This is a genomic window from Roseovarius halophilus (ex Wu et al. 2025), from assembly GCF_047086965.1.
The window spans coordinates 1-453 of the sequence record NZ_JBKOTX010000569.1 but is presented as its reverse complement, the minus strand read 5'-3'; the positions used below and the strand labels follow the sequence as shown (position 1 = coordinate 453).

At 60.7% G+C, this 453-nt stretch carries 1 protein-coding gene; it reads left to right on the top strand.

Annotated features, from left to right (window positions below; all coding sequences use genetic code 11):
• A partial coding sequence (locus ACH107_RS33540) for a hypothetical protein (protein ID WP_412509890.1) occupies nucleotides 1-248 on the top strand: 248 nt, incomplete at its 5' end.
• Nucleotides 249-453: the final 205 nt, after the last annotated feature.

The following is a 453-nucleotide window of genomic DNA, read 5'->3' as shown; positions in this document are numbered from 1 at the left end:
GGCGAATCATCGCCCGGCGCGAGCTGCCGTGGCAGGCACGGGCGCCGGCCTGCACCGGCCATGATTGCTGCGTCGCGGCGGGCGCGGCCCACGGCCGGGTGATCGGCACCGACGGGACCGCCAAAAAAAATCACGCCGATTCAAGGGCGCAAACAAATTTACAAAACGCTGCGATTTTCAGCAGCATTGTTTACAAAAAAATCGCCCGATCTCAATGTTCCGTAGCGTCATTCACTGATCTTCCGTAGGGTATACGGTGGAATGCAGTTACGCCCGACCAACCTGTGGCGCGGCGTGAAACGCAGTATGGAGGAGAGAGAATTGGCCCGAAATCCCGCAGACCATGCACCCGCAGCACAAACCTATCCCCCCCGCCCCGAGACGGTATCGGGGGCGCATGTTGACGGGTCGCGTTACGAGCAGATGTATGCGGCGTCGGTTTCCGATCCGTCG